The following is a 1639-nucleotide window of genomic DNA, read 5'->3' as shown; positions in this document are numbered from 1 at the left end:
CGGCGAGAATCGCCGCGGTGGCCCACATGGCCCACTCTTTGTTCATGCTGGTGCCCCTCCTTCGGCATCAGGCGGGGAGGGGCAACCGTTCTCGGCCGCAAGGATGTCTGCGTGTTGAGCCGCGATGGCCGCCGCGTCGAGAAGGTGGCGCCCCTGCACCTGCGCCATGCACAACCGCACCTCGTCGAGGACGCTGCGGTACATGCGTCCGGTGCGCTCGCTGTCGAGCGCATCGATGAGAGCGGTGTGGAACCGCAGGTCCGGATCCACGGTCGCCGGGTCGGGGCCGGGGGGCATCGCGAGGATCTCCGCATTCGCCTCGAGCGCGGCACGCGGAACCGTCCTGGTCACGGCGAGGTCGCGAAGTGCGGCGCTCTCGAGGCGGGTCCTGGTCCGGTAGACGTCGCGCACGGCCTCGGGATCGATCCCGACCACACGCGCGCTCCGATGCGCAGTACGCACCATGAGCCCGCTCGCCACGAGCTGCTCGATCGCCGCCTTCGCGCTCGGGCGGGCGACGCCGAACGACTGTGACACCGCGGCTTCCGTGAGCGGATCTCCCGAACGGAACTCGCCGCTGAGGATACGACCGCGCAGCTGGGCCGTCACCGCATCCACGACGCCGACGACTCCCAGCGGTGTCTCCGGTGTGCTGGTCATCCGGTCAGCCTATCGAAGCCGCACCATGTCGGTACACTTGTCAGACAATCTTCCGATGAAGCAGAGGAGCACCGTGACGACCACCCTCGCCGAGCCGCTGGATCCCACACTGCTGGGTTCCACGACACAGGTCCACTCGCGCTCCATCGATCGTTTCGCCCGCGCTCATGATGCCTCGCACTACCTGCTGATCCCCGACGCCGTGCTCTCCCCCGCGGATGCCGAGGGCGTCGCCCGCGCCTTCGGCGCCGTCCGCGCCGCCGGACGCACCATGACGTTCCGCTCCGGGGGTACCAGCCTGTCCGGGCAGAGCGTGAGCGGCGACATCCTCGTCGACACACGCAGCAACTTCCGCGACATCCGCGTGGAGGACGACGGTGCCATGGTGCGCGTCGGACCCGGCGCGACCGTGCGCCAGGTCAACACCAGGCTCACGCGGTATCGCCGCAAGCTCGGCCCCGACCCGGCGAGCGAGATCGCCTGCACGATCGGCGGAGTCGTCGCGAACAACTCCAGCGGCATGGCGTGCGGTATCACCGAGAACTCGTACCAGACCATCGAGTCGATGACGATCGTGCTGCCGAGCGGGACGATCCTCGACACGGGTCGCCCGGATGCGAACGAGGTGCTGCGCGCGGCAGAGCCCGCGATCGCCGACGGCCTTCTCGATCTGCGGGCACGTCTGCTCGCCTCGCCCGAGCACGTCGCGTTCCTCCGCCAGCAGTTCTCGATGAAGAACACCATGGGCTACGGCCTGAACGCCCTGCTCGACTTCGACGATCCGGTGCGCATCCTCGAGCACCTCATCATCGGATCCGAGGGCACGCTCGCGTTCGTAGCCGAGGCCCGTTAGTTCCTCCTCGACGAGCCCTCGCCCGATGCCGAGGAATTCCTGGACCTCGTCTTCCTTGCCGGGCAGGGCCTCCAGCCTGACAAGCAGTCCCTTCGTCACGCTCATCACATCACCTCTTCCTGGGTC

General features: G+C 68.2%; 2 protein-coding genes. One reads left to right on the top strand and one right to left on the bottom strand.

The genetic code is table 11. The features are described 5' to 3' along the window. Positions 1-42: 42 nt before the first annotated feature. Positions 43-660, bottom strand: a complete 618-nt coding sequence (locus tag KZA10_RS14445) for a GntR family transcriptional regulator (protein ID WP_218683231.1) — start codon at positions 658-660, stop codon at positions 43-45. A gap of 73 nt (positions 661-733) precedes the next feature. Between KZA10_RS14445 and KZA10_RS14440 the strand changes: the two genes are divergently transcribed. Continuing rightward, positions 734-1513 (top strand): FAD-binding oxidoreductase, encoded by a 780-nt coding sequence (locus KZA10_RS14440; RefSeq protein WP_374196598.1) that lies wholly within the window; start codon positions 734-736, stop codon positions 1511-1513. Positions 1514-1639: the final 126 nt, after the last annotated feature.

Source organism: Microbacterium sp. BF1 (genome assembly GCF_019279095.1).
Lineage (GTDB): Bacteria > Actinomycetota > Actinomycetes > Actinomycetales > Microbacteriaceae > Microbacterium > Microbacterium maritypicum.
This window is presented reverse-complemented; position numbering and strand designations above follow the sequence as displayed.

Coding starts and splice junctions, on each gene's coding strand:
- KZA10_RS14445 (WP_218683231.1), bottom strand. CDS start 660: ATGACCAGCACACCGGAGACACCGCTGGGAGTCGTCGGCGTCGTGGAT.